Origin of the sequence: Mycobacterium sp. 1245801.1 (genome assembly GCF_001673055.1) — a bacterium.
GTDB lineage: Bacteria > Actinomycetota > Actinomycetes > Mycobacteriales > Mycobacteriaceae > Mycobacterium > Mycobacterium europaeum_A.
On record NZ_LZKY01000081.1, the window covers coordinates 23,316 to 46,764 of the forward strand.

Annotated in this window: 23 protein-coding genes; 12 read left to right on the plus strand and 11 right to left on the minus strand. The window is 67.1% G+C overall.

Features of this window, described 5'->3' with window-relative positions; translation table 11 throughout:
- Positions 1–21: 21 nt before the first annotated feature.
- From A5622_RS04965 to A5622_RS04975, 3 genes are read right to left on the minus strand one after another with little or no spacing between them, the layout of a single operon-like run.
- Positions 22–1,218, minus strand: a complete 1,197-nt coding sequence (locus tag A5622_RS04965; protein WP_066870606.1) for a thiolase domain-containing protein — start codon at positions 1,216–1,218, stop codon at positions 22–24.
- A complete protein-coding gene (locus A5622_RS04970; protein WP_066870603.1) occupies positions 1,218–2,282 on the minus strand; it encodes a thiolase domain-containing protein in 1,065 nt (354 codons plus the stop codon). The genes A5622_RS04965 and A5622_RS04970 overlap by 1 nt, the downstream gene beginning before the upstream one ends.
- A gap of 15 nt (positions 2,283–2,297) precedes the next feature.
- Positions 2,298–3,293, minus strand: coding sequence for a Zn-ribbon domain-containing OB-fold protein (locus tag A5622_RS04975; RefSeq protein WP_197497910.1), 996 nt, complete (start codon positions 3,291–3,293; stop codon positions 2,298–2,300).
- Positions 3,294–3,370: 77 nt separating this feature from the next.
- Between A5622_RS04975 and A5622_RS04980 the strand changes: the two genes are divergently transcribed.
- A complete protein-coding gene (locus tag A5622_RS04980) occupies positions 3,371–4,402 on the plus strand; it encodes an LLM class F420-dependent oxidoreductase (RefSeq protein ID WP_066877066.1) in 1,032 nt (343 codons plus the stop codon).
- Between the two features lie 113 nt (positions 4,403–4,515).
- On the opposite strand, the gene A5622_RS04985 is transcribed toward A5622_RS04980, so the two are convergent.
- Positions 4,516–5,238 (minus strand): acetoacetate decarboxylase family protein, encoded by a 723-nt coding sequence (locus A5622_RS04985; RefSeq protein ID WP_066870593.1) that lies wholly within the window; start codon positions 5,236–5,238, stop codon positions 4,516–4,518.
- Positions 5,239–5,282: 44 nt separating this feature from the next.
- Here A5622_RS04985 and A5622_RS04990 point away from each other — a divergent pair, with 44 nt between their 5' ends.
- Entirely contained in the window at positions 5,283–6,506 is a 1,224-nt protein-coding gene (locus A5622_RS04990) for a cytochrome P450 (RefSeq protein ID WP_066877068.1), read from the plus strand.
- A gap of 68 nt (positions 6,507–6,574) precedes the next feature.
- Here A5622_RS04990 and A5622_RS04995 read toward each other — a convergent pair whose 3' ends face one another.
- Together A5622_RS04995 and A5622_RS05000 are read right to left on the minus strand one after the other, a co-directional pair.
- Positions 6,575–7,414, minus strand: a complete 840-nt coding sequence (locus tag A5622_RS04995) for a DUF559 domain-containing protein (protein WP_066877070.1) — start codon at positions 7,412–7,414, stop codon at positions 6,575–6,577.
- Between the two features lie 128 nt (positions 7,415–7,542).
- Positions 7,543–8,370: a crotonase/enoyl-CoA hydratase family protein gene (locus tag A5622_RS05000; RefSeq protein WP_197497920.1), complete on the minus strand. Its 828-nt coding sequence runs from the start codon at positions 8,368–8,370 to the stop codon at positions 7,543–7,545.
- A 70-nt stretch (positions 8,371–8,440) separates the two neighbouring features.
- Here A5622_RS05000 and A5622_RS05005 point away from each other — a divergent pair, with 70 nt between their 5' ends.
- The 4 genes from A5622_RS05005 to A5622_RS05020 all read left to right on the plus strand — a co-directional run bounded on the left by A5622_RS05005 (position 8,441) and on the right by A5622_RS05020 (position 13,329).
- Complete coding sequence (locus A5622_RS05005; protein WP_066870585.1) at positions 8,441–10,093, plus strand: acyl-CoA synthetase; 1,653 nt, start codon at positions 8,441–8,443, stop codon at positions 10,091–10,093.
- Positions 10,090–10,857 (plus strand): fructosamine kinase family protein, encoded by a 768-nt coding sequence (locus A5622_RS05010; protein ID WP_066877074.1) that lies wholly within the window; start codon positions 10,090–10,092, stop codon positions 10,855–10,857. The genes A5622_RS05005 and A5622_RS05010 overlap by 4 nt, the downstream gene beginning before the upstream one ends.
- A gap of 97 nt (positions 10,858–10,954) precedes the next feature.
- Positions 10,955–11,782 (plus strand): amidohydrolase family protein, encoded by an 828-nt coding sequence (locus tag A5622_RS05015; RefSeq protein WP_066877076.1) that lies wholly within the window; start codon positions 10,955–10,957, stop codon positions 11,780–11,782.
- The gene (locus A5622_RS05020) at positions 11,779–13,329 is read left to right on the plus strand and encodes an acetolactate synthase large subunit (RefSeq protein WP_066870576.1); all 1,551 of its coding nucleotides are present in this window, start codon (positions 11,779–11,781) and stop codon (positions 13,327–13,329) included. The genes A5622_RS05015 and A5622_RS05020 overlap by 4 nt, the downstream gene beginning before the upstream one ends.
- Here A5622_RS05020 and A5622_RS05025 read toward each other — a convergent pair.
- From A5622_RS05025 to A5622_RS05045, 5 genes are all read right to left on the minus strand, one after another.
- On the minus strand, positions 13,315–14,028 hold the full coding sequence (locus A5622_RS05025) for a hypothetical protein (protein ID WP_066870573.1): 714 nt from the start codon (positions 14,026–14,028) through the stop codon (positions 13,315–13,317). The two genes, A5622_RS05020 and A5622_RS05025, sit on opposite strands and share 15 nt — an antisense overlap.
- A gap of 89 nt (positions 14,029–14,117) precedes the next feature.
- Positions 14,118–14,339 (minus strand): hypothetical protein, encoded by a 222-nt coding sequence (locus A5622_RS05030; protein WP_066877078.1) that lies wholly within the window; start codon positions 14,337–14,339, stop codon positions 14,118–14,120.
- 58 nt (positions 14,340–14,397) lie between these two features.
- Entirely contained in the window at positions 14,398–15,909 is a 1,512-nt protein-coding gene (gene fadD17, locus A5622_RS05035) for a long-chain-fatty-acid--CoA ligase FadD17 (protein ID WP_066877080.1), read from the minus strand.
- Between the two features lie 5 nt (positions 15,910–15,914).
- Positions 15,915–17,012, minus strand: coding sequence for an acyl-CoA dehydrogenase family protein (locus A5622_RS05040; RefSeq protein ID WP_066870567.1), 1,098 nt, complete (start codon positions 17,010–17,012; stop codon positions 15,915–15,917).
- Between the two features lie 28 nt (positions 17,013–17,040).
- On the minus strand, positions 17,041–18,222 hold the full coding sequence (locus A5622_RS05045) for an acyl-CoA dehydrogenase (protein WP_066870564.1): 1,182 nt from the start codon (positions 18,220–18,222) through the stop codon (positions 17,041–17,043).
- Positions 18,223–18,435: 213 nt separating this feature from the next.
- Between A5622_RS05045 and A5622_RS05050 the strand changes: the two genes are divergently transcribed.
- The 6 genes from A5622_RS05050 to A5622_RS05075 form a co-directional block, all read left to right on the plus strand.
- Positions 18,436–18,627 (plus strand): ferredoxin, encoded by a 192-nt coding sequence (locus tag A5622_RS05050; RefSeq protein WP_007772497.1) that lies wholly within the window; start codon positions 18,436–18,438, stop codon positions 18,625–18,627.
- 44 nt (positions 18,628–18,671) lie between these two features.
- Positions 18,672–19,586 (plus strand): 3-oxoacyl-ACP reductase, encoded by a 915-nt coding sequence (locus A5622_RS05055; RefSeq protein ID WP_066870561.1) that lies wholly within the window; start codon positions 18,672–18,674, stop codon positions 19,584–19,586.
- Between the two features lie 234 nt (positions 19,587–19,820).
- Positions 19,821–20,585 carry an ABC transporter permease gene (locus A5622_RS05060; RefSeq protein ID WP_014379050.1) on the plus strand — a complete coding sequence of 255 codons (765 nt, stop codon included), beginning with the start codon at positions 19,821–19,823 and terminating at the stop codon, positions 20,583–20,585.
- A 19-nt stretch (positions 20,586–20,604) separates the two neighbouring features.
- Positions 20,605–21,447, plus strand: a complete 843-nt coding sequence (locus tag A5622_RS05065; RefSeq protein WP_007772500.1) for an ABC transporter permease — start codon at positions 20,605–20,607, stop codon at positions 21,445–21,447.
- A gap of 19 nt (positions 21,448–21,466) precedes the next feature.
- The gene (locus A5622_RS05070) at positions 21,467–22,669 is read left to right on the plus strand and encodes an MCE family protein (RefSeq protein WP_066877082.1); all 1,203 of its coding nucleotides are present in this window, start codon (positions 21,467–21,469) and stop codon (positions 22,667–22,669) included.
- Positions 22,669–23,449 (plus strand): MCE family protein (locus A5622_RS05075; RefSeq protein ID WP_066877084.1); only part of this gene is annotated, 781 nt, incomplete at its 3' end. The genes A5622_RS05070 and A5622_RS05075, both read left to right, overlap by 1 nt.

Here is a 23,449-nt window from a genome sequence, read left to right on the forward strand (position 1 = left end):
GCTGCATCGTCCTCGGCGCGCTCACGAGACCTTCTGGGCCGCGGGCTTGTCGGCGCCCACCACCCACATCGAGTAGTACTGCGAGCCGCCACCGTAGGCGTGCCCCAAGGCCTTTCGCGCGTTGGGCACCTGGTGGTCGCCACCCTTGCCCATCACCTGGATCGCCGCTTCGGCGAAGCGAATCAGGCCCGAGGCACCGATCGGGTTCGACGACAGCACGCCGCCCGACGGGTTGACCGGCAACCGGCCGCCGATCTTCGTCTCGCCGGCTTCGGTGAGCTTCCAGCCTTCACCCTCGGCGGCAAAACCGAGGTTTTCCAACCACATCGGTTCGAACCAGGAGAACGGCACGTAGATTTCCGCGGCGTCGATCTCGTCGATGGGGCTCTCGATGCCGGCGGCCCTCCACAGCGCCGCGGCGGCGTCACGCCCGGCCTGCGGGCTCACCTGGTCGCGCCCGGAGAACTGCAGCGGCTCGGTGCGCAACGCCGTGGCGTGGATCCACGCCACCGGATGTCCTTGCGTAAGGCGGGCTTCGGCGGCCTCCTCGTTGCCGATCACCACGGCGGCCGCACCGTCGGAAGACGGGCAGGTCTCGTCGTAACGGATCGGGTCCCACAGCATGGGCGAGGACATCACCTTCTCCAGCGTGATGTCGGGCTGGTGCAGGTGTGCCAGCGGATTCTTGGCGCCGTTGAGCCGGTCCTTTACCGCGACCATGGCTCCGATGTTCGTCGGCGCGCCGGATCGACGAATGTAGGAGCGCACGTGCGGGGCGAAGTACCCACCCGCGCCGGCACCGACCGGCTTGATGAACGGAATGGGAATCGACAACGCCCACATGGCGTTTGACTCCGACTGCTTCTCCCACGCCATCGCGAGGACGCGCCGGTACTTGCCGGATTGCACCAGGCTGGCGGCCACCACACCGGTGGACCCACCGACCGAACCCGCGGTGTGCACCCGGATCAGCGGCTTGCCCGTGGCGCCCATGGCGTCGGCCATGAACAGCTCGGGCATCATCACGCCCTCGAAGAAGTCCGGCGCCTTGCCGACCACGACGGCGTCGATGTCGTCGAAGGTGCTGCCGGAGTCGGCCAGCGCCCGGTCGATCGCCTCGCGCACCAGGCCGTTCATCGAAACGTCTTGGCGTTTGGCGACGTACTTCGTCTGTCCGGTACCTAGTACCGCAGCGACGTTTGGCCCTGCACCGGCCATCAGTTCTTTCCTTCCATGACCGCGACCAGGTTTTGTTGAAGCGCAGGGCCGCTGGTGGCGTGCGCCAGCACCCGCTCGGCCGAACCGTTCCAGATGTGTTGTGCTGCAAAGCCGATGCGTTCGAGGCCGGCGACGAACATGGGGTTGGCCGCCAACGCGCCACCGGACGGGTTCACCTTGGTGGGACCCGGGATCCGGATGGCTTCCGCGATGATCAGGTGCTGGTGGGTGAACGGCGCGCAGATCTCGGCCACGTCGAGGTTGTCGGTCCGGCCGCCGGTGGCCACGTGGGCCGCGGCCTTGGTCGACGGCGACTCGGTGAGATCGCGCGCGCCCAGCACCGGCGTTTCGATGCGGTGCTCGATTCCCGTTATCCAGGCCGGGTTTTCGCGCAGCTCACGCGCCCGGTCGCCGGCCGCGAGCACGATCGCCGCGGCGCCGTCGGTGATCGGCGCGATGTCGTGGCGACGCAGCGGGTCGGCGAAGAACGGCCGTTCGAGCAGTTCCGCCACGCTGATCGACCCCTCGACGTTGTCCACGCGGCGCGCATTGGCAAAGGAGTCGAAGGCCACCCGCGCCATCTGCTCCTGGGTCCACTTACCGGTGTCGAGCCCGATGCGTGCCTGCAGCCCGGCCAGCGAGATCGAATCGGGCCACAACGGCGCGACGGTGTAGGGGTCGGTCTGCCGCGTCAGGATTTGGCGCAGGATGCCGGCCGAGGACTTGCCGAAGCCGTACACCAGCGCGGTGTCGACCTCGCCGGTGAGGATCTTGATGTAGGCCTCGTAAAGCGCCCAGGCGGCGTCCATTTCGACGTGTGACTCGTTGATCGGCGGAACGGCACCGATCGAGTCGATCGCCGAGATGAACGAAAATGCCCGTCCGGCAAGGTAATCAGATGATCCGGAACACCAGAAGCCGATGTCGGTCCGTTCGATGCCCAGCTCCTCGTACAGCTGGGCGAAGCACGGGATCAACATCTCGACACCGTTGGTGGTGCCGTCGGTGCGGCGGACGTGTGGGGCGTGGGCAAAGCCGACGACCGCAACGTTGCGAGCGCTCATGTGCAGGTAAGCCCTTTACAGGTGGTGCTTGTAGGTGTCGTAGTCGGCGTCGGGTTCCCCGGTCGGCCGGAAGTACTCGATGTTGTCGATGCCAAATCCCCACTCCTCGCGGGGTTTCCACACCGCCTCGACGCGCATGCCCATCCGTACCTCGTGGGCGTCGATGTCGGCGACCAGATGCAAAAACGGGATGTCGGCTCCGTCGAGCAACACGTAGGCCGCCACATACGGCGGCTTGATGCGCTGACCCTGGAACGGGATGTTGATGATCGCGAACGTCGTCACCGTGCCCTTGTCGGGCAGCTCGACGAACTCGGTCGTCGGCTGGCCGGTGGCCGGGTCGGCGCCGTGCGGCGGGAAGTAAACCTTGCCGTTCTCGCCCGTCTTCGCGCCCAGCAGCTTGCCCTGCGCGATGGCCCGCAGGTAGGCGCTCTCTTCGTGCGAGGCGCTGTGCTGGATGGTCAGCGACACCGGCGTGACGATCATGGTCACCGGGTCCTTGTCGCCGTCGGACTGCTCGGCCACGGCCTCGGGTTCCTCCCCGAGCGCGAAATACGCGATGTCGGTGATGGCGCCCACCGGCTCGTCGACCCAGTGCGCGTGCACCCGGGAGCCGGTCTTGATGGCCTTGGGCTCACCCGCATCAACGGCGTGGATCAACGGCGTGTCTGCCCCGTCGAGCTTGATCAGCGCCCAGGCGAACGGCCGGTCCAGCGGCTGTCCCTCGATGGGGTCGGGCTGCCAGGTCCAGGAGACCACGGTGCCGACGCTGGACACCGGTACCATCTCGCCCAGCGGCTCATAGGTGACCGGGTCATATTCGGCCGGCGGCACGTGCACCCGGCCATCCGATCCGCGCACGCCCAGGATGTGGCGGTCGCGCAGGGCAGTGAAGAACTTGCTCAGCGTGGGGCCGACTGAACGGGTGTAGTCGAAGGACAACGTCAGTGGCGCGGCGAGCGGTGGCTCAGGGTGATCCATCAGGGGCGGGCTACTCGAGCTGGCTGTCACGCCATCGAGTAGAACAGGTTCTAAGAACGGATTCAAATCTTTCTTGGATCGGGACGACCACCGGAAGGGTGACGACGATGAAGCTGGGATTGCAGCTGGGATATTGGGGCGCTCAGCCGCCGCACAACCACGGTGAGCTCGTCGCCGCGGCCGAGGAGGCCGGCTACGACGCCGTCTTCACCGCCGAGGCCTGGGGGTCCGACGCCTACACCCCGCTGGCCTGGTTGGGTTCGTCGACGTCGCGGGTGCGGCTGGGCACGTCGGTGGTTCAGCTGTCCGCACGCACCCCGACGGCCTGCGCGATGGCGGCGTTGACGCTCGACCACCTGTCCGGGGGCCGGCACGTCCTCGGCCTGGGTGTCTCCGGTCCGCAGGTGGTCGAGGGCTGGTACGGCCAGTCCTTCCCCAAGCCGCTGGCCCGCACCCGGGAGTACATCGACATCATCCGGCAGGTGTGGGCGCGCGAGGCGCCGGTGACCAGCGCCGGGCCGCATTACCCGCTGCCGCTGACCGGTGAGCGCGCAACGGGTTTGGGCAAACCGCTCAAGCCCATCACCCATCCGCTGCGGGCCGACATCCCGATCATGTTGGGCGCCGAGGGGCCGAAGAACGTCGCGCTGGCCGCCGAGATCTGCGACGGCTGGCTGCCGATCTTCTACACGCCGCGCATGGCTGACACCTACAACGAGTGGCTGGACGAGGGGTTCGCCCGGCCGGGCGCCCGCCGCAGCCGCGAGGACTTCGAGATCTGCGCGACGGCCAACATCGTGATCACCGAGGACCGCAGCGCGGCGTTCGCGGCGATGAAGCCCTACATCGCGCTCTACATGGGCGGCATGGGCGCCGAGGACACCAACTTCCACGCCGACGTCTACCGGCGGATGGGCTACGCGCAAGTGGTCGACGACGTGACGAAGCTGTTCCGCAGCAACCAGAAGGACAAGGCCGCCGAGATCATCCCCGACGAGGTGATCGACGACGCCGCGATCGTCGGCGACATCGACTACGTGCGTAAGCAGATCAAGGCCTGGGAGGCCGCCGGCGTCACCATGATGGTGGTGTCCGGACGCAGTACGGAGCAGGTCCGCGAGCTGGCGACGCTAATCTGACGGCCGCGCGAGCCAAACTAGAACACGTTCTAATTTTCTTGCCAGGGGCTTAGAACGCGTTCTAGATTGTCCGGATGGCACGCCCGACGACGAAGCAGCGCGCGCCCGGCCGGTCAGCCGAGCGGGTGGGCGTCGCCGAACGTCATCTCGACGTGGCCGACGGATCCAGAGATCATCGCCCGCTTCGGCAGTCCCAGCGACGCCAGCTCCTTGGCGTAGGCGTGATCGCCCAGACGCAGCGTCGCCCCGCCGGGCTGGCCGCGCAGCCCGCGCACCCGCATCTCCCAGGGCACCTCCCGGGTGGTGCCCTCGGCGAAGGTGTAGGTCTTGAGCACCTGCGGGCGCGAGGTGAACATCGAGGGCACCGGCACTCCCCGGGCGAAGTCGATGCCCGCGATGTGCGCGCCATCGGCGCTGACGTCGAATCCGAACCGGCCCTGCTCGCGAACGGTGAACTCCGCCATGATCTTTGGGAATCCCCAGATCGAGCGGCCCGCTTCCAGGGTGAAGCTCTGGTCGACGGGCAGGTGGTGGATGAACGCGGCCGCATCGCCCAGTGCTCGCCAGCCGCGCGCCGTCGAGCCGGGCGGGTTGACCATGACCGCCGTGCCGAATTCGTGGTACTGCCCCAGATCGCCGTCGATATAGCGGGCCAGCATCAGGTTCACCACCGCCCGGCCGCGGCGGTGCTGGCAGACTTGCAGGCCGCTGTAGTCGATAAGGCGTTGCGCCGCTTGCGCATCCACCGAAAACATCGCGGTATGCACATCCGCTTTTCGTATCCGCACCGGCATGGTGAGGACCGTCCCCGCAACTACGTGTTGTGACTCAGGCATGCCGGTTACTGTAATCCGCTCGTCAACACATTTGGAGGCTGTAGATGACTTCGACCATCCCGGAAGCAATCTCGAACATCGATCTGGCAGACGGTAATTTCTACGCGGACCGTCACACCTCGCGCGAGGCCTACCGCTGGATGCGCGCCAACCAGCCGGTGTTTCGGGATCGCAACGGCCTGGCCGGTGCCACCACCTACCAAGCCATCCTGGACGCCGAACGCAATCCGGAACTGTTCTCCAGCACGGGCGGCATCCGTCCCGACCAGCCCGGCATGCCCTACATGATCGACATGGACGATCCCGCGCATCTGTTGCGGCGCAAGCTGGTCAACGCCGGCTTCACCCGCAAGCGGGTGAAGGAGAAGGAGCCGTCCATCGCCAAGCTGTGCGACACGCTGATCGACGCGGTGTGTGAGCGCGGCGAGTGTGACTTCGTCCGCGACATCGCCGCCCCGCTGCCGATGGCGGTGATCGGCGACATGCTGGGCGTGCTGCCCTCCGAACGCAGCATGCTGTTGAAGTGGTCCGACGACCTGGTGTGCGGGCTGAGCTCCCACATCGACCCGGCGTCGACCGAATTCCAAACCGTCATGGAGGCTTTCGCCGCCTACACCGCGTTCACCATGGACATCATCGCCAAGCGGCGCGCCGAGCCCACCGACGACCTGTTCTCCATCCTGGTCAACGCCGAGGTGGAGGGGCAGCGGATGTCCGACGACGAGATCGTCATGGAGACGCTGCTCATCCTCATCGGCGGCGACGAGACCACCAGGCACACCCTGAGCGGCGGAACCGAGCAGGTGGTGCGCCACCGCGACCAGTGGGAGGCCCTGGTGCGCGACCCGTCGTTGCTTCCCGGTGCCATCGAGGAGATGCTGCGCTGGACATCGCCGGTGAAGAACATGTGCAGAACTTTGACGGCTGATACGGACTTTCACGGCACCTCGTTGCGCGAGGGCGAGAAGATCATGCTGCTCTTCGAGTCGGGCAACTTCGACGAGTCCGTGTTCGAAGACCCGGACAACTTCGACATTCGTCGAAACCCGAATAGCCACATGGCCTTCGGCTTCGGCACGCATTTCTGCCTGGGCAACCAGCTGGCCCGGCTCGAGCTGTCGATGATGACCGAGCGGGTGCTCAAGCGGCTACCGGATCTGCGGCTGGCCGATGACGACTCGACGCTGCCCCTGCGGCCGGCGAACTTCGTCAGCGGCCTGGAAGCGATGCCGGTGGTGTTCACCCCGAGCGCGCCGCTGCTGAGCTGACTCTCTGCATCCCGTTTGCGCCGAGCGTAAGCGCACGGCGATATTTCGGCCGATTTCTCGCCCTGAGTTCACGTTCGGCGCGCCCATGCCGCCGCGACGCGGGCGATTACGCCCCCGGGCGTGTCTTCGGCCGTCACGCGAACCACAGTCCACCCAAGCTCCGCGACGGACTCCGCGCGCCGAATGTCCTTATTGAATTGTCTTCGATCGGTGCGGTGATGATCACCGTCGTACTCGACCGCGACTTTGATTTCTTCCCAACCCATGTCGAGGACGGCCACGAGCTCGCCGAATCCGCCGTAGACGGGAATCTGCGTGTCGGGGCGCGGATAACCGGCATCGATGAGCAGCAATCGCAACCACGTCTCGCGAGGTGACTCCGCGCCCGCGTCAACCAGCGTCAGAGCGCGCCGCGCACGGCGAACATTTCGATGGCCCTTGTAGCGTCCGGCGAGCGACTCCACTTCGGCGATGTCGAGTTTCGTCGCCCGGGCAAGCGCGTCGAGAGCCGCGACCGCCTTGCGAAGAGGGTTTCGGCAAGCGATATCGAACGCAGTACGCGCCGGCGAGGTCGTGGGTATGTCGCCGATCAACCGGATTTCGTTGTCCGCCAGGGAGTCCGACCAGGTGTTGATGCCCGCCGGCGGACGACGGTGTTGGTAGAACAATTGCGCGGGCGCCCGGTGGTCCACCCATTTCGCCCCGTGCAGCGCCGAGGCGGAGCGCCCGGCGACGATGCCCCGGCGGCGCGACCACAGCCATGCCGCGCACGCGCGCGTCGTGGCGGTCAATTCCGTGCCGGGACTTACGTAGACGTCGGGGTGCAGCGCGACGAATCGGCTGCGCAGCCGGTATCGGGTCAGGGTGCCGGTTGCGAGCGCCTCGCTACCGATGAAGGGTTCGCGCACGCACCGAGTGTGGCGCGAAGGACCGACAACGGCGCCGAGCGTGACGTGAGGGCGAAAAATCGGCCGAAAAACCACCCTGAGTTCACACTCGGCGAGGTGGGGCACGCTCGGCGAGGTGGGGCCCCGGCCTAGCGGTTTTTGAAGTTGGGCTTGCGCTTCTCGGCGAACGCGCGGGGGCCCTCCTTGGAGTCCTCGGAGAGGAACACCGGTATCCCGTTGGCGGTGTCGGGCTTGAAGGCCTCTTCCTCGTGCATGCCCTCGGTCTCGCGGATCGTCTTGAGGATCGCCTGCACGGCCAGCGGTCCGTTGTTCTCGATCACCTCGGCGATCTCGAGCGCCTTGGCCAGCGCCTGCCCGTCGGGAACGACGTGGCCGATCAAGCCGATGTCCTTGGCTTCGGCGGCGGTGATGTGCCGGCCGGTGAGCAGCAGGTCGCAGGCCACGGTGTAGGGGATCTGGCGCACCAGTCGCACGGCCGAGCCGCCCATCGGGTACAGGCTCCACTTGGCCTCGGAGATGCCGAACTTGGCGCTCTCACCGGCCACCCGGATGTCGGTGCCCTGCAGGATCTCGGTGCCCCCGGCGATGGCCGGGCCCTCGACGGCCGCGATGAGCGGCTTCTTGAGCCTACGGCCCTTGAGCAGGGCATCGATTCGCGACGGGTCGTAGCTGCCGTCCTTGAACGACTCGCCCGGCGGCTTCTGCGTTGCTGCCTTGAGGTCCATGCCCGCGCAGAAGTAGCCACCGGCCCCGGTCAGGATGCAGACGCGGATGTCGTCGTCGTTGTCCACGCGGTCCCAGGCCTGGACCATGATTTCCATCATTTCCGTGCTCAAGGCGTTGCGGCGGTGCGGCCGGTTCATGGTCACGATGAGGGTGTGACCACGCTGTTCCACCAGCGCGTCCGGTCCGGTCTCCCCGTTTTCGGTGTTTGCTGGGGTTCCGGCATTCTCCACGGTCACGGCTACCGCCTTTCCCTCGACAATGGGCACGAGCTTGCCTCGAAATGTAACACGTTCTAATTTGGTGGCCGTGGCCTTGAATATTGCCGATCTCGCAGAGCACGCCATCGACGCTGTGCCCGACCGTGTCGCCCTGATCTGCGGCGACGAGAAGTTGACCTATGCCCAGCTGGAGGAGAAGGCCAACCGCCTGGCTCACTACCTGCTCGAGCAAGGGGTGAAAAAGGACGACAAGGTCGGCCTGTACTGCCGCAACCGCATCGAAATCGTCATCGCGATGCTCGGCATCGTCAAAGCGGGCGCCATCCTGGTGAACATCAACTACCGCTACGTCGAGGGCGAGCTGCGCTACCTGTTCGAGAACTCCGACATGGTCGCGCTGGTGCACGAGCGTCAGTACTCCGACCGGGTGGCCAACGTGCTGCCCGACACCCCCGACGTCAAGACGATCCTGGTCGTGGAGGACGGCAGCGACAACGACTTCAGCCGTTACGGCGGCGTCGAGTTCTATTCGGCGATCGCGGGCAGCTCGCCCGAGCGCGACTTCGGCCCGCGCAGCGCCGACGACATCTACCTGCTCTACACCGGCGGCACCACCGGCTTCCCGAAGGGCGTGATGTGGCGCCACGAGGACATCTACCGGGTGCTGTTCGGCGGAACCGACTTCGCCACAGGCGAATTCGTCAAGGACGAGTACGACCTGGCCAAGGCCGCCGCGGCCAACCCACCGATGGTCCGCCACCCGATTCCGCCGATGATCCACGGCGCCACCCAGTCGGCCACCTGGATGTCGATCTTCTCGGGCCAAACCACCGTGCTGGCACCGGAATTCAACGCCGACGAGGTCTGGCGCACGATCCACGAACACAAGGTAAACCTGCTGTTCTTCACCGGCGACGCGATGGCGCGACCGCTGCTCGACGCGCTACTTGCGCACCAGGACAAGGGAAACGAGTACGACCTGTCGTCGCTGTTCCTGCTCGCCTCCACCGCGGCGCTGTTCTCGCCGAGCATCAAGGAGAAGTTCCTCGAGCTGCTGCCCAACCGCGTCATCACCGACTCGATCGGTTCATCGGAGACCGGATTCGGCGGCACCAGCATCGTCGCCAAGGACGCGCCGCATGCCGGCGGCCCGCGCGTGACGATCGACCACCGCACCGTCGTCCTCGACGAACAGGGCAACGAGGTCAAGCCCGGCTCCGGAGTACGCGGGTTCATTGCCAAGAAGGGCAACATCCCGGTCGGTTACTACAAGGACGAGAAGAAGACCGCCGAGACGTTCAAGACCTTCAACGGCGTGCGTTACGCCATCCCCGGCGACTTCGCGACCGTCGAGGAGGACGGCACCGTCACGATGCTGGGCCGCGGCTCGGTGTCGATCAACAGCGGCGGCGAGAAGATCTACCCCGAGGAGGTCGAGGCCGCGCTCAAGGGCCACCCCGACGTCTTCGACGCCCTGGTGGTCGGCGTGCCGGACGCGCGGTACGGCCAGCACGTCGCCGCCGTCGTGCAGCCGCGGCCGGGATCGCGACCGACGCTGTCGGAGCTGGACAGCTTCGTGCGCTCCGAGATCGCCGGTTACAAGGTGCCGCGCAGCCTGTGGCTGGTCGACGAGGTCAAGCGGTCGCCCGCGGGCAAGCCCGACTACCGCTGGGCCAAGGAGCAGACCGAGGCCCGCCCGGCCGACGACGTGCACGCCGCTCACGCCACTGCGTGACCGACTTCGTCAAACGTAATCCGGCCGCACCGACCGGCTTCTTCGCTTGGGAAGCCGCAGGGCTGCAATGGCTTTCCGATGTCGACGGCGGCGTGCCGTGCGCGCAGGTCGTCGCCGTCGATGACACGAGCCTGACCCTGCGGCGCCTTGACTCCGGGCGCCCCACCCCCGAGGCCGCGCGCGCATTCGGCAACCGGCTGGCCGTCACGCACGACGCGGGCGCCGCGGCGTTCGGCGCCGGGCCGGACGGCTGGGCCGGGACGGGCTTTTTCGGGCCGCTGTCGCAGCCCCTGCCGCTCTCGCTGCGCCCGCACCGGCGCTGGGGTGAGTTCTATGCCGAGGAGCGGCTGGCCCCGATGGCCGAACTCGCCGCCCCGGGCCTGGACGCCGCCACCCGCGACGCCGTGAACTCCGTCGCGGCCCGTTGCCGCGCGGGCGATTTCGACGACGACGACGCCCCGGCGCGGCTGCACGGCGATCTGTGGAGCGGCAACGTGATGTGGACGCCCGACGGTGTGGTGCTCATCGACCCGGCCGCACACGCCGGTCACCGCGAGACCGACCTGGCGATGCTCGCGCTGTTCGGCTGCCCCCACTTCGACGCGGTCATCGACGGCTATCAGCGGGTGCGACCGCTGCGGCCCGGCTGGCGCGACCGCACCGGCCTGCACCAGCTCTTCCCGCTACTGGCGCACGTGGCGCTGTTCGGCGGCGGGTACGCGCAGCAGACGCACGCCTGCGCCCGCGCCGCGCTGACCCTCTGAGATCGGAGGGCGGCCGGGCCCGGTCTGGTGTTGATTGCCCGTCTCCTCCTCCCGCCGCTCCGCGGCGCGCATCGTCGGCGGGCTAAAGTCCAATCGCATGACGATCGATGTCTGGATGCAGCATCCGACTGCGCGGTTCCTGCGCAGCGACATGCTGGCATCCCTGCGGCGGTGGACGGGCGGGTCGATCCCCGACACCGATATCCCGATCGAGGCGACCCTGGCGTCGATGGACGTCGCCGGCGTCGAAGTGGGTGTGCTCAGCGCCTGGCGGGGGCCGGGGGGAGCCGACCTGGTCTCCAACGACGAGGTGGCGCAATGGATTGGCGCGCACCCGAATCGGCTCGCCGGGCTGGCCACCGTCGACCTGGACCGCCCGATGGAAGCCGTCCGGGAGTTGCGGCGCCGGATAGCCGACGGAGGGTTCGTCGGCCTGCGGGTGGTGCCGTGGTTGTGGGATGCCCCGCCCACCGATCGTCGCTACTATCCGCTGTTTGCCCAGTGCGTGGAATCCGGGGTGCCGTTCTGCACCCAGGTCGGTCACACCGGTCCGTTGCGCCCGTCGGAGACCGGCCGGCCGATTCCCTACATCGACCAGGTGGCGCTCGATTTCCCGGAGCTGGTGATCGTCTGCGGTCACGTCGGCTATCCGTGGACCGAGGAGATGGTCGCGGTGGCCCGCAAGCACGAAAACGTCTACATCGACACCTCGGCGTACACCATCAAGCGGTTGCCGGATGAACTGGTCAGGTTCATGAAGACCGGTACCGGGCAACGAAAGGTGTTGTTCGGCACCAACTATCCGATGATCACCCACGAGCACGCGCTGGCGGGACTGGACGACCTCGGGCTGTCCGACGAGGCCCGCCGAGATTTCCTGCGCGGCAACGCCGAACGAGTTTTCCGACTGGAGGCAGTCAAGTGAACGGTGCCCAGGCCCTGATCAACACCCTGGTGGACGGCGGCGTCGACGTGTGTTTCGCCAACCCGGGCACGTCGGAGATGCACTTCGTCGCGGCGCTGGACGCCGTGCCGCGGATGCGCGGCGTGCTGGCGCTGTTCGAGGGGGTCGCCACCGGAGCGGCCGACGGTTACGCGCGCATCGCCGATCGACCGGCCGCGGTGCTGCTGCACTTGGGACCCGGACTGGGCAACGGCCTGGCCAACCTGCACAACGCGCGCCGTGCGCGGGTACCGATGGTGGTGGTCGTCGGCGACCACGCGACCTATCACAAAAAGTACGACGCCCCACTGGAATCCGACATCGACGCGCTGGCCGGCACCGTCTCGGGCTGGGTGCGCCGGACCGCTGACGCCTCCCAGGTTTCGGCCGACGCCGTCGAGGGCATCGCGGCCAGCCGGTGGGGTTCACAGATTTCCACGCTGATCCTGCCCGCCGACGTGTCCTGGTCCGACGGCGCCCAGCTGTTCTCCAACCTGGATGCGCAGCCGGCGAGCGCCGATCCGCTGTTGGCGCCCGAGGTGCTCGAGGTGCTCGGCTCCGGCGAGCCCACGGTGATCATGGTGGGCGGCGACGCCACCCGCCGTGCTGGGCTGGCGGCGGCCGCCCGCATTGCGGCGGCAACGGGTGCGCGCGTGTTGTGCGAAACCTTCCCCACCCGGCTGGAGCGCGGCGCCGGCGTCCCCGCGGTCGACCGGCTCGCCTATTTCGCCGAGGCCGCCGCGGCCCAGCTGGACGGCGCCAAGCATCTGGTGCTGGCCGGCGCCAAGTCGCCGGTGTCGTTCTTCGCCTACCCCGGCATGCCCAGCGATCTGGTGCCGGCCGGCTGCGAGGTGCACGTGCTCGCCGAATACAGCGGTGCGGCAGAGGCTTTGATCGCTTTGGCCGACCAGGTGGCACCCGGCACCGAGGCGCCGGTGGCCGCCGCATCGCGTCCTCCGCTGCCGAGGGGCCCGCTGACCTCCGCGTCGGCCGCCGATGTGATCGGGGCGCTGCTGCCCGAAAATGCCATCGTGGTCGACGAGTCGAACACCTCGGGCGTGCTGCTCGCCCAGGCGACCGCCGGGGCGCCGGCGCACGACTGGCTGACCCTGACCGGTGGGGCGATCGGCTACGGCATACCGGCCGCGGTGGGCGCCGCGGTGGCCGCCCCCAATCGCCCGGTGTTGTGTCTGGAATCCGATGGCTCGGCCATGTACACGATTTCGGGATTGTGGACCCAGGCCCGGGAGAACCTCGACGTCACCACCGTGCTGTACAACAACAGCGCCTACGACATCCTGCGCATCGAGCTGCAACGCGTCGGCGCCGGGTCGGCGCCCGGCCCTGAAGCGCTGTCACTGCTCGACTTATCTGACCCGACAATGGATTTCGTGAAGATCAGCGAGGGCATGGGAGTACCCGCACGGCGCGTCACCACGGCCGAGGAATTGGCCGATGCGCTGCGCGACGCCTTCGCCGAACCGGGGCCGCATCTGATCGACGCCGTGGTGCCGTCAATAACGGGCTAGGGTCGGCAACCGGCTCAGCAGCCAGTCCGTCATCGTGTTGACCACGTCGACGCCCGTCTCGAACGCGCCGTCGTGCGCATCGGCTGCCAGCGCCACGCCCCAGTGGCCGGCCGGGGTGGGGACGATGCCGAATTGCCGGACCAGGTACTCGCCGTGCACACCGGGCCCCCAACCACCTTTGGCGGCAATGCCTTTGGCGGCCAGGCCCCACTGGTCGCCGGTGACCAGGCGCTGCATCAGGTCGATCACTTCGACGGCGTCGGGGATGGTCGAGAGCTCCGCTGCAAACCGCGCTTGGCGCTGCAGGCTCCACTGCGTTTGGCCGAATGCGGTGAACCCGCGGCGAAGTCGACGCGATTCGACCACCGTCGCGGTGTCACCGCCCTCGGCCACCACGACCTGGACCCGTCGCGCCGCCTGCGCGGGCTCGCCCAACTGCGACCACAACTGTTCGGAGGCGCGGTTGTCGGATTCGGTGATCGCCTTGACGACCAAATCGCGCGCGCCCAGCCAATCGTTGCGCAGCGCCGCTATCGCCAACGGCACCTTGATGGTCGACCATGCCACGCCCGACCACCAGCTGCCCAGCGAAAAGGTTCTGTCCGGCCGGGCGATCGCGACGCCGACGTTCGCCGGCACCGCGGCGGCAAGCTGGTCGAAGCTGGCTTCCAGCGCGAGCTCGAGTGGGCGTGCCGTCATGCGCTGGTTCCGTTATCGGCGCGCGTCACAGCGACGCCGAGGTGGGGGACCGGCGCATCAACCATCGCGTCTCCTTGTCGGCAAAACCATCAGCCCGCCGGCGGGAGCGGCGGCCCCTGCTCCGGTGGGGGCGGGACTTCCCACGGTTCGCGGTCCGGCGTCGGCGGCGACCACACCAGCGGCGGCGGTGGCGGAGGCAGGGGAGGCGCCGGAGGCGGATCCGCCGCGGCCAAACCGGAGCCCAGCCCGAGCACGGCGCCACCCAGCGACCCGACCAGGATCGAGCAGGCGATCGTTTCGCGGATTTTCATCAAGCGCTGAGTTTACTGTGTGGACCGCACATCCGGCGGCAACGCACGACCCGGGTCCCTAGCGGTGGATCCGCCACACCGGGTCGTCGCAGTCCACACCCTGAGCGGCCAACTGGCGCTTCAACACCTTGAAGGTCACCGTCCGCGGCAGTTCGGTAGTGATCCGCACGTACGACGGCCATTGCTTGGGTCCCAAGTCCGGCTGCTCGGCCAGAAACGCGCGGAACTTCTCGTCCTCGAACTCGGTGCCCGGCACCATCACCAACGCCGCCATCACCTGGTCGCCGACCCTCGGGTCGGGGACCGGGTACACCGCGACCTCGGTGACGTCGGGGTGGCGCAGCAGCACCCGCTCGATCGGGGCGGCGCCCAGGTTTTCGCCGTCGACCCGCATCCAATCGCCCAGCCGCCCAGCGAAATACGCGTAGCCGGCGTCGTCGCGGTAGGCGAGATCACCGCTGTGATACACCCCGCCGGCCATCCGCTCGGCTTCGGCCGCCTCGTCGTTGTAGTAACCCTCGAAACGCCCCGGCCCCGCGGTGTTGACCAATTCGCCGACCACGCCAGGCGGGCAGGACGCCCCGGTGTCGGGATCGATGATGTCGATGCCCTGTGGAAGCGGCCCCAGTGAACCCGCCGGCGTATCGGGGGTGCGGGCGATGGCCACGCCGCCCTCGGTGGAACCGAACCCGTCCTGCACGACGCACCCGAACCTGCGGCCGAAGCGCTCGATGTCCTCGGGTACGCCCTCATTGCCGTAGACCGCCCGCAGCGGATTGTCGGCATCGTCGGGTCGCTCCGGCGTGGCGAGCACATACGACAGGGGCTTGCCCACGTAGTTGGCGTAGGTGGCGCCGTAACGACGGACATCGACGATGAAATTCGAAGCAGAGAACTTGCGCCGTAAGGCCATCGAGCCCTCGCAGGCCGCCGCCACCGCCCAGCCGACCAACACCGCATTGGAATGAAACAGCGGCATCGACACGTAGCAGACGTCGTCGTGGCCCAGGCCGAAGCGCTGTGACATCGTTACGCCCGCGATCGCCACCTTGCCGTGGCTGCACTTGACCGCCTTGGGCTCGCCGCTGGTGCCCGAGGTGAAGATCAACATGAACAGGTCCGCCGGCGAGGCGGCCTGGAAGGAGATCGGGGCGTCGCGGTGCGCGGCGACCTCCTCGGCCCACTCGGGCGAGTCGGCGTTCAGGTGCTCGATATCACCCAGCGTCTCAGACGATTTCGAATCCGCCAGCACCAATTGGCAGTCGGCCCTGGCGATGTCGCGCCGCAGGGCCTCGCCCCGGCGCACCGGGTTGAGTCCCACCGGCACGATCCCCGATAGGCCCGCCGCCACCAGCATCGCCGAGAAGAACGGGGTGTTCTCCAACAACACGCCGACATGCGGCGGCCGGGCGGGGTCGAGCCGCGCCCGCAGCGTCGCGGCGATCGCGGCACCGTGCTGCAGGTGGTCGCGCCAGCTGGTGAACGAGTCCTCGAAGTACACACCCCGATCGTCGATCTCGGTCAGCGGCTCCAGCAGCTTGGTGACCGTCAGGTCGTCGGTGAGATCCATTGCGCCTAAGCGGGCGTCTCCGCCAGCTCCCGGCCGATCCGCCGCAGCTGACCGGTGGCACCGCCGAGGGCGAATTCGGTCTCCTTGGCCGCCAGGAAGTAGCGGTGCGCCGGGTGATCGGTGTCCACGCCGACGCCGCCGTGCACGTGCACGATGGTGTGCGCCACCCGGTGACCGGCCTCGGCGGCCCAGAACGCCGCACTGGCGACGTCGATTTCGGCGGCGATGTCTTCCGAGACCCGCCAGGCCGCCTGGGTGAGCGTGAGCCGCAACCCCTTCACGTCGATGTAACCGTCGGCGAGCCGCTGTGACACCGCCTGGAAGCTGCCGATCGGGCGATCGAACTGCTCACGCTCGCGGGCGTATTCGGCCGTCATCTGCAGGCCCCGCTCGAGCACCCCGAGCTGGAAAGCGCTGCGCCCCAAGGTGCCCAGCGTGCCGAGCCAGGTCACGACCTCGGCGCCCCCGACCTTGCGGCTCTCGTCCACCTCGGTTCCGTCCAGGGCGAGATGCCCGACGCTGCCCAGGCCGGTGGTTTCCAGCGCGGTCACCGTGACGCCCGGGTCGTCGGCGGCGACCAGGAAAACGGCTGTGCCGGAATCGGTTTCGGCGGGAACCAGGAACGCGTCGGCCACCGGGCCGAATCCGATCTGGGTGCGCGTCCCGGTCAGCCGGTAGCCCGCACCGGCGCCGGCCGCCCGCACCGGCCCCTCGCCCATCTCACCGTCGAGGGCAACGCTGAGCGTCTTCTCGCCTTTGACTGCCGGCACACCCCAGTTTTGTTGCAGCTCTTCGGAACCGAACCGGGCCAGCGCTCCGGCGCCCAGCACCACCGACTCCAGATAGGGCACGGCGGCCAGCTGGTGCCCCAGCGCCACCAGGATCGCGATCTGCTCGAGCGCGCCGAAGCCGTCACCGCCCAGCGATGTGGCCGACGCGCTGGACAGGATGCCGGCGTCGATCAGCTTTGCCCACAGGTCGCGGTCGAAGCGCTGATCGAGCCCGTCGAGCTCGCGCTGGTGTTCGGGGGTGCATACCGAGTCCACGATGGTGTCGACCAGGTTGCCGAGGTCGTGCGCCGCTTCGGTGGTGGTGAAATCCATGACGTCCGTCCTTCTATTACGTAGCGGCTCAGCGGTTTCTAGGCAGACCGAGGGCGACCATGCCGATGATGTCGCGCTGCACTTCGTTGGTGCCGCCGCCGAACGTCAGGATCAGGCAGGCCCGGTGCATTCGCTCGACCCGGCCGCGCAGCAATGCGCCGGGCGAATTCTGGCGCACCGTCGCCGCGGTACCCAGCACCTCCATCAGCAACCGGTACGCCTCGGTGGCCAGCTCGGTGCCATACACCTTCGCCGCCGACGCATCGGCGGGCGACAAGGCTTCACTGGTGGCCGAGGCCAACTCCCAGTTGATCAGCTTGAGAACTTCGGCCTTGGCGTGCACCCGGGCGAGGTTGATCTGCACCCACTCGGAATCGATCAACCGCGCCCCGCCGGCGTCCTTGGTGTTCTGCGCCCATTCGCGGACCTCGCGCAGCGCCAGGAAGATCGGTTGCGGCGAGACCAGCGCCACCCGCTCATGGTTGAGCTGGTTGGTCACCAGTTTCCAACCGCCGTTCTCCTCGCCGATCAGGTTGGTCACCGGCACGCGCACGTCGGAGTAATAGGTGGCGCTGGTGTCCACCCCGGCCATGGTGTGCACCGGCGTCCAGGAGAAACCTTCGGCGGTCGTCGGCACGGTCAGCATCGAGATGCCGCGGTGCTTCTTGGCGTCCGGGTTGGTGCGGACCGCCAGCCACACCCAGTCCGCGTAGGCGATCAGGCTGGTCCACATCTTCTGGCCGTTGATGACGTAGTCGTCACCGTCGCGCACCGCGGTGGTGCGCAGATTGGCCAGGTCCGTGCCCGCGCCCGGCTCGGAATACCCGATGGAGAAGTGCAGTTCGCCGGCGGCGATCTTGGGCAGGAAGAACTTCTTCTGTTCCTCGGTGCCGAACGCCATGATGGTCGGCGCGACGCTGTTGATGGTCAGGAACGGCACCGGCACGCCCGCGATGGCGGCCTCGTCGGTGAAGATCAGCGAGTCCATCGGGGAGCGGTCCTGGCCGCCGTACTCTTTGGGCCAGTTCAGGGTGAGCCACCCGTCCTTGCCCATCTGCGCGACGGTGTCGCGATACGCGGTGCCCGTCCCGACCTCGCCGCCCCCCGTCGAGGTCAGCGCCTCGCGGCGCTCCGGGGTCATCAGCGCGGTGAAGTACGACCGCAGCTCGCGACGCAGGTCCTCTTGTTCCGGGGTGTAACTGATGCGCATTTCAGCCGTCCTTCAGATTTACGACGTTCTTCAGTGACAACCCTCGTCACAGGCCGCAGCTCGACCAACGGCTACCCGTTCGCCTTCCCGGTTGTAACACGTTCTAGTCTGGGAATCCAGCGACCGTTTCCCCAGCGGTGTCAGGGCCCTATGGTGGACCTACATGCTGATGAGGCGAGTCTTGCGGTGAAGGCCAGGTTCAAGGAGGGTGCTGTGCGGGTGATCGTGGACCGTGACCGGTGCGAAGGTAACGCAGTGTGCTTGGGAATTGCCCCGGATATCTTCGACCTGGACGACGAGGATTACGCCGTGGTGAAGCTCGACCCGATTCCCGCCGATCAGGAGCAGTTGGCCGAGCAGGCGATCGCCGAATGCCCGCGCGCGGCACTTCAGCGCGGCGACTAATCCGAGCCCCGAGCGCGTAACCCGAAACTAGAGGTATTCATAAATTGACTAGCAGCACGAACGCGACCGATCTCTCCGGAAAGGTCGCGGTGGTGACCGGTGCGGCCGCGGGCCTGGGCCGCGCCGAGGCGCTCGGCCTGGCCCGCCAGGGCGCGACCGTCGTCGTAAACGACATCGCGGCGGCGCTGGACGCCTCCGACGTCATCGACGAGATCAACTCCGCCGGGTCCAAGGCCGTCGCTGTGGCCGGCGACATCAGCGAACGCGCCACCGCCGACGAACTGGTTGCTCAGGCCGACTCGCTGGGCGGCCTCGACATCGTGGTGAACAACGCCGGCATCACCCGCGACCGGATGCTGTTCAACATGTCCGACGAGGAGTGGGATCTCGTCATCGCCGTGCACCTGCGCGGTCACTTCCTGCTGACCCGCAACGCGGCGACCTACTGGCGGTCCAAGGCCAAGGGGGCGGGCGGCCAGATCTTCGGGCGGATCGTCAACACCGCGTCGGAGGCCGGACTGGTCGGTCCGGTCGGGCAGGCGAACTACGGCGCCGCCAAGGCCGGCATCATCTCGCTCACTCTGACGGCCGCACGAGCTCTGGGCCGCTACGGTGTCTGCGCCAACGCCATCTGCCCCCGCGCCCGCACCGCGATGACGGCCGACGTCTTCGGCGACGCACCCGAGGTGGAAGCGGGCGGCATCGACCCCTTGTCACCCGAGCACGTCGTCAATCTGGTGAAGTTCCTGTCGTCACCGGCGGCCGCCGAGGTGAACGGACAGGTCTTCATCGTCTACGGTCCACAGGTGACATTGGTCGCCGCGCCGACCGTGGAGCGGAAATTCAGCGCCGACGGCGCCGCGTGGGACCCCGCGCAGCTGAGTTCGACGCTGCAGGATTACTTTGCTGGCCGTGATCCTGAGCACAATTTTTCCGCCAGCGCGCTGATGGAACAATAGCCGCTGACGGCTGGCCGATTGGGGGAATCGCCAGGTAGAACGTGTGTCAGTTTGACACGTGACAAGTGCTTCTGACCAGCCGAATTAACGGTTCGGATAAGAAGTGCTGTTCATTGACATGGTGAACTTGTTCTGGGTTAATATGATCCGGCTCACACCGAGCCACGAGCGACCGTAGACGATGCAAAGGCCACACATAGACTTCGCCGAGACCAAACCGAGGGGGGGACCGCGTTGAGGGAACAACTCGCGGTCCCCGCCCGCGCCGTCGGCGGATTTTTCGAGATGATGATGGATACCGGCCGGGCGGCATTCCGCCGGCCGTTTCAATTCGGTGAGTTTCTCGATCAGACGTGGATGATCGCGCGCGTGTCGCTGGTGCCCACGCTGTTGGTGTCCATCCCGTTCACCGTCCTGGTGGCCTTCACCCTCAACATCCTGCTGCGCGAGATCGGCGCCGCCGACCTGTCCGGCGCCGGGACGGCCTTCGGCACCATCACCCAGCTGGGCCCGGTGGTGACCGTGCTCGTCGTGGCCGGTGCCGGCGCCACCGCGATCTGTGCCGACCTCGGGGCCCGCACCATCCGCGAGGAGATCGACGCGATGCGGGTGCTGGGCATCGACCCGATCCAGCGGCTGGTCGTGCCACGCGTGTTGGCCTCCACGGTGGTGGCCCTGCTGCTCAACGGGCTGGTGTGCGCCATCGGTCTCTCCGGCGGCTACGTGTTCTCCGTCTTCCTGCAGGGCGTCAACCCCGGGGCCTTCATCAACGGATTGACCGTGCTGACCGGGCTGCGCGAGCTGGTGCTGGCCGAAGTCAAGGCGCTGCTGTTCGGCGTGATGGCCGGCATGGTGGGCTGCTACCGCGGCCTGACCGTCAAGGGTGGCCCCAAGGGCGTCGGCAACGCGGTCAACGAAACGGTGGTCTACGCCTTCATCTGTCTGTTCGTGATCAACGTGGTGATGACCGCCATCGGCGTGCGAATCTCGGCGAAGTGACGGAACGGGTGAGCACGCGATGAGTTACGACGCCACGCTGCGGTTCCGCCGCATCTTCACCCGCCTGCAAGAGCCGGTCGACGACTTCGGCGAGCAGGCGTTGTTCTACGGGCAGACCATGCGGTATGTCCCCAACGCGCTGACCCGCTACCGCAAGGAGACCGTCCGGCTGATCGCCGAGATGACGATGGGCGCCGGGGCCCTGGTCATGATTGGCGGCACGGTCGGTGTGGCGGCCTTCTTGACGCTGGCCTCCGGCGGTGTCATTGCCGTGCAGGGCTATTCGTCGCTGGGCAACATCGGCATCGAGGCGTTGACGGGATTCCTCTCGGCATTCCTGAACGTCCGGGTCGTCGCGCCCGTGATCGCCGGCATCGCGCTGGCCGCCACCATCGGTGCCGGTGCCACAGCGCAACTGGGCGCCATGCGGGTTTCCGAGGAGATCGACGCCGTCGAATGCATGGCGGTGCACTCGGTGTCCTACCTGGTATCAACCCGCCTGATCGCCGGGCTCATCGCGATCATCCCGCTGTACTCGCTGTCGGTGCTGGCCGCGTTCTTCGCGGCCCGCTTCACCACGGTCTACATCAACGGGCAGTCAAAGGGCCTCTACGACCACTACTTCAATACGTTCCTGATCCCGTCGGACCTGCTGTGGTCTTTCCTGCAGGCCATCGTGATGTCCATCGCGGTCATGCTGGTCCATACCTATTACGGCTACAACGCCCACGGCGGTCCGGTCGGCGTGGGCATCGCTGTCGGCCAAGCCGTGCGGACGTCGCTGATCGTCGTGGTCGTCATCACATTGTTCATCTCGCTCGCTGTGTACGGAGCGTCCGGTAACTTCAACCTCTCCGGATAAGAGGACCGCTTAAAAGGACATGGCGAACACAGACGCGCGACGCACAACCGTCCGGCTGGCAGCAGCAGTGCTGGCCAGCCTGATGGTGGCTTTCGCCGTGCTGACCTACCTTTCCTATACAGCGGCATTCGCGTCCATCGACACCGTCACGGTGTCGGCGCCCCGGGCCGGGCTAGTGATGGAGAAGGGCGCCAAGGTCAAGTACCGGGGCATCCAGATCGGCAAAGTCGAAACCATCGACTATTCCGGGGACCAGGCGCGGCTCACGCTGGGAATCAACAGCGACGACCTGCATTTCATTCCGTCCAACGCGGCGGTGCACATCGCGGGTAACACCATCTTCGGCGCCAAGGCGGTGGAATTCATTCCGCCACAGTCGCCTTCGCCCACGTCGTTGCGCCCGGATGCGCACGTCGCGGCCTCTTCGGTGCAGTTGGAAGTCAACACGCTGTTCCAGTCGCTGATGGACCTGCTGCACAAGATCGACCCCGTCGAACTCAACGGGACGCTCAGCGCGTTCGCGGAAGGCCTGCGCGGTCACGGCGACGACCTGGGCGGCATCCTGTCGGGCTTGAATACCCTGACGCGCCAGGCCAACCCGAAGCTGCCCGCCCTGCAGGAGGACTTCCGCAAGGCCGCGGTCGTGGCCAACACCTACGCCGACGCGGCGCCGGACCTGACGACCGTGGTCGACAACCTGCCGACGATCAACAAGACGGTCGTCGACCAGCAGAAGAACCTCAACGACACGCTGTTGGCCACCATCGGCCTGTCGAACAACGCGTATGACACCCTGGCCCCGGCCGAACAGGACTTCATCGACGCGATCAACCGGCTGCGGGCGCCGCTCAAGGTGGCCGCCGAGTACTCGCCGGAATTCGGCTGCCTTTTCGCCGGAATCGACCGAGGCCTCAAGGAGTTCGGACCGATCCTTGGTGTGAAGAAAGCCGGCCTGTTCACGTCGTCGAGCTTCGTGCTGGGTGCGCCGTCTTATACGTATCCGGAATCGCTGCCGGTCGTGAACGCCTCCGGCGGTCCGAACTGCCGCGGCTTGCCCGACATCCCGAACAAGCAACACGGCGGGTCGTGGTACCGGGCGCCGTTCCTGGTGACCGACAACGCCAACATCCCGTACGAGCCGTTCACCGAACTGCAGTTCGACGCGCCCTCGACGTTGCAGTTCCTGTTCCACGGCGCCTTCGCGGAACGGGACGACTTCTGATGCCGGAAAGTTCGGGCATGCCGTCGCACCGCGAGATGATGATCAAGGTCAGCATCTTCGCGGTGGCCATGCTGTTGGTGTCGGCAGGTCTGGTGGTGGTGTTCGGTGACTTCCGGTTCGGTCCCGAAAGCACTTATCACGCAACGTTTACCGACGTGTCGCGGCTGAAGTCGGGCCAGAAGGTGCGCATCGCCGGCGTACCGGTCGGGGCGGTGTCGGACATCAAGCTCAACCCCGACAACACCATCGACGTCAAGTTCGGCGTCGACAAGCGCTACACGCTCTACTCGTCGACCCGCGCGGTGATTCGCTACGAAAACCTGGTCGGCGACCGGTTTTTGGAGATCACGTCGGGCCCCGGTGAGCTGCGCAAACTTCCGGCCGGCGCGACGATCAACAGCCAGCACACCCAGCCCGCACTGGACCTCGACGCGCTGCTCGGCGGTCTGCGGCCGGTGCTCAAAGGACTTGACGCGGACAAGGTCAACACGATCAGCAGCGCTGTCATCCAGCTGCTGCAGGGCCAGGGCGGGGCGTTGTCGAACGTGCTCGCCGACACCAGCGCGTTCTCCTCGGCGCTGGGCCAGCGCGACCAGCTCATCGGCGACGTGATCAACAACCTCAACACGGTGCTGACGACCGTCGATCAACGCAGCGCGCAGTTCTCGGCCAGCGTCGACCAGTTGCAGCAGCTGATCACCGGGCTGGCCCAGCACAAGGACGACATCGCGGGCGCCATCCCGCCGCTGGCCTCCACGACGACGGATTTGACGGACCTGC

Bases quoted from the DNA above. Each gene is read 5' to 3' on its own strand.
- A5622_RS04965 (WP_066870606.1), bottom strand. From the start codon at position 1,218: ATGGCCGGTGCAGGGCCAAACGTCGCTGCGGTACTAGGTACCGGACAG.
- A5622_RS04970 (WP_066870603.1), bottom strand. From the start codon at position 2,282: ATGAGCGCTCGCAACGTTGCGGTCGTCGGCTTTGCCCACGCCCCACAC.
- A5622_RS04980 (WP_066877066.1), top strand. From the start codon at position 3,371: ATGAAGCTGGGATTGCAGCTGGGATATTGGGGCGCTCAGCCGCCGCAC.
- A5622_RS04985 (WP_066870593.1), bottom strand. From the start codon at position 5,238: ATGCCTGAGTCACAACACGTAGTTGCGGGGACGGTCCTCACCATGCCG.
- A5622_RS04990 (WP_066877068.1), top strand. From the start codon at position 5,283: ATGACTTCGACCATCCCGGAAGCAATCTCGAACATCGATCTGGCAGAC.
- A5622_RS05015 (WP_066877076.1), top strand. From the start codon at position 10,955: ATGACGATCGATGTCTGGATGCAGCATCCGACTGCGCGGTTCCTGCGC.
- A5622_RS05025 (WP_066870573.1), bottom strand. From the start codon at position 14,028: ATGACGGCACGCCCACTCGAGCTCGCGCTGGAAGCCAGCTTCGACCAG.
- A5622_RS05030 (WP_066877078.1), bottom strand. From the start codon at position 14,339: ATGAAAATCCGCGAAACGATCGCCTGCTCGATCCTGGTCGGGTCGCTG.
- fadD17 (WP_066877080.1), bottom strand. From the start codon at position 15,909: ATGGATCTCACCGACGACCTGACGGTCACCAAGCTGCTGGAGCCGCTG.
- A5622_RS05040 (WP_066870567.1), bottom strand. From the start codon at position 17,012: ATGGATTTCACCACCACCGAAGCGGCGCACGACCTCGGCAACCTGGTC.
- A5622_RS05045 (WP_066870564.1), bottom strand. From the start codon at position 18,222: ATGCGCATCAGTTACACCCCGGAACAAGAGGACCTGCGTCGCGAGCTG.
- A5622_RS05065 (WP_007772500.1), top strand. From the start codon at position 20,605: ATGAGTTACGACGCCACGCTGCGGTTCCGCCGCATCTTCACCCGCCTG.
- A5622_RS05070 (WP_066877082.1), top strand. From the start codon at position 21,467: ATGGCGAACACAGACGCGCGACGCACAACCGTCCGGCTGGCAGCAGCA.